General features: G+C 65.6%; 2 protein-coding genes. One reads left to right on the forward strand and one right to left on the reverse strand.

Annotated elements, in window-relative coordinates; all coding sequences use genetic code 11:
* Positions 1-2,382, forward strand: a 2,382-nt coding sequence (locus ACIQ36_RS19765; protein ID WP_395832554.1) for a glycosyltransferase, incomplete at its 5' end; no start/stop codon positions are given.
* Here the strand turns inward: ACIQ36_RS19765 and ACIQ36_RS19770 are convergent.
* Positions 2,323-2,884, reverse strand: a 562-nt coding sequence (locus tag ACIQ36_RS19770; protein WP_395832556.1) for a class I SAM-dependent methyltransferase, incomplete at its 5' end; no start/stop codon positions are given. The two genes, ACIQ36_RS19765 and ACIQ36_RS19770, sit on opposite strands and share 60 nt — an antisense overlap.

The following is a 2,884-nucleotide window of genomic DNA, read 5'->3' on the forward strand; positions in this document are numbered from 1 at the left end:
ACCGTGCGCGGTTTGCGCCTGTCGCCCCGAACCTTTGCCACCTGGGCGCAGATTTTGGCGGGGGTGCCGGGATCGCGCTTAGCCTTGGTCGGTTATCAGGCCGAGGATGGCCCGCAGCAGCGGCGGTTTGCCGAAGTTCTTACGAAATTCGGGGTTGATCCCGCGCGCGTCACCTATCATCCGCCCTGCTCCTACGCGGCGTTGCTGGGGTTTTATCAAACGGTCGATATTGCGCTCGATGCGGCTCCAGCCAATGGCGGCCTGTGTTTGCTCGATCCACTGTGGATGGGGGTGCCCTTCGTCAGCGCCGCCGGGCCGTGGGCGTCGGACCGGCAAGGCCTGTCTATTCTCACAAGTCTCGGATTGGCCGATCTGTGCGGAAAAGATGATGCGGATTTTATCGCTATAGCGATCCGCCTCGCCCAGGATGGGGACCGACGCGCCGATTTGCGCCGCACGCTGCGCGCCCGCGTGAAAGCCGCCCCCTTAACCGACGGCACGCGAATCGCGCGCTTTATCGAAACGGCGGCGGCGCGTTTACACTCTGAGGCGCAGCCGATCATCACCGCACGCACGCCCTTTGACCGTAGCGCGGCGTTGGCGGCGCGGGCGTTTAAAACCTGGCGGTCCCAAGGGGGGCGCTTGGCGTTTCCCGAACACCGTGCCCCCGCCGTGTCGGTGGTCTTGCCGTCCGAGGCGCCGCTGGGGTTGCTGTGGGCAAGTTTGCGCGCGCTCGCCGATCAAACCGGCTGCGCGGTCGATGTTTGCCTGGACAAGCCACCGAAAGCACTGAGCGCCTGCGTTACGGGACTGCGCCCGACCAAGCGTCTGCGGGCGCCCTACCGGATGGACCTTGCCGCTGGGGTTATCCTTCAGGCCGACGCTCTCGCGGTTGCCGTGGCCGCCCTTGATGCGGAACCGCCCCTTGATGCGGTCACGGGCCGACTGATCGCCGCCGATGGGCTGTTGCTCGAAGCCGGGCGATTGCCTGCGCGTGGTACGGGAACCGTTGCCTACGGGCGCGGCAGCCACGCCGACGCACCGGAGTTTCGCTTTCGCCGCCTCACGCCGGGCGCGCATCCCGGCTTTCGGGTAACGCGGGGCGATGCCGCCGCGCGCATTTTGTACCTGCCGGAGATGGTCGCCCAGCAGTGCGCCGAGGCCAGTCCTCCGCCCGTGCAGGCGTCGCCGGAGCCCAACGCACCGCACTTACTAGCGCGCTGGGCCGACCGACCGGGGCCGCGTCTGCTGATTCTCGACAATACGATACCGTTTCTGACGACGGGGGCCGGGTTGCCGCGCGCCCGCGCGATTCTACATGCCCTTGCGGCGTTTCCGGCGACGCTGTTCCCGCTGTGGTGGCATGAAGGCGATTGGCGGGAGGTCTATCGCGCCCTTCCGCCGACCCTGGAAGTGATGCTGGGGCTTGGGGCGGAAAAGCTGGAAGCGTTCCTTGCGCTCCGGCGGGGGGTGTATCAGGCAATTCTAGTCAGCCGCCCCCCCAATCTTGCCTACCTCAAGGCGCTGCGGGCGCGGCGGCCGGACCTGTTTGACGGGATAACCCTGATTTATGATGCGGAAGCGGTGTTCGCCCAGCGCGAGATTGGTGAAGCTGCGATTGCGGGAAGCCCTCTCTCCCCCGCCGAAGCCGACGCGCGGATTGCGCAAGAAATAGGGCTGGCCGAGGGTATTGATCGGATTTTGGTGGTGTCGCACGGGGACCGCGCGCTCTATACCGATGCCGGTTTTACCAATGTGCGCCTGCTCGGCCACGCGATTGCCACGCGCCGGACCGCGCCGGGGCCGCAGCAGCGGCAAGGGTTGCTTTTCGTCGGGGCGCTCGATCCGAAAACGCCGAACGAAGATAGTTTGCTGTGGTTTGTCGAGGCGATTCTGCCGCGCCTGCCGGGGGTGATTCTATCGATTGCTGGCGAGTGCCGCTCGGCGCGGGTCGCGGCTTTGGCTGGGGAGCGCGTGCGTCTGCTGGGGCCACAGCAGGATCTGACGCCGTTTTACGATACGGCGCGGGTGTTCATCGCGCCGACGCGCTTTGCGGGCGGGGTTCCGGTGAAGGTGATCGAGGCGGCGGCTCACGGCATTCCCGTTGTGGCAACCCCGCTGCTGGTGGGGCAGCTCGGCTGGACGGCGGGGACGGAGATTATCGACGGTGAAACGCCAGCGGCGTTTGCTGACGCCGTTCAGCGACTTCTAGGGGACGATGCCTTATGGACGCGGGTCCAAGCCGCCGCTTGGCGCCGCGTTGAGAGCGCCTATGATCCGGCGGCTTTTGCCGAGGGCGTGCGCCGCGCGGTCTGCGATCCGCTAACCCCGCTTGCGCGCGAGGATGACGGCGAAATCGTCGCGCAGCAGCCCGTCGGCTAAATATTGCTCCTCTAAGGCGATGATGCGCCCGAGTAAATCGTCGGGATCGTCGCGGAAATTCTGCGCGATTTGCCCCAGCACGGGATGCAGAAGCGTGCCGCCGTACCCCCGGAATGCCTCAATCGAAAACCAACCGGGCAAAAGGGCAACGATTTCGTCCGACCGAACCGCCTCGCTCGGATCGACCGCGATCACCTCGGCCGGGGTGGGGCCCTTGTAGCCGCGCTTTAAAATGCCCGATACGGTGCGGGCCAACCGCTCCGGCAGAACCGCAAGAACGCCGCTGATCAGGGCAACTTGGGTTTCGGTCCATTGGAAGCGCGCGGGGCCAATATACTCATCGAGATAAAACCAGCTGCCGGGCTTCAGCAGGCGCGAAACCCCCGCGTAGAGCCCTTCGAGATTGTCGCAGTGATGCACGCCGGAAATGCCAAACACCGCATCGAAACTGCCGGGCTCGAACCCTTCTTGGCCAACGGGGAAAGCATTCATATCGGCCTGC

The sequence above is a fragment of the Elstera sp. genome (assembly GCF_044372965.1).
In the GTDB taxonomy this organism is placed as follows: Bacteria; Pseudomonadota; Alphaproteobacteria; order Elsterales; family Elsteraceae; genus Elstera.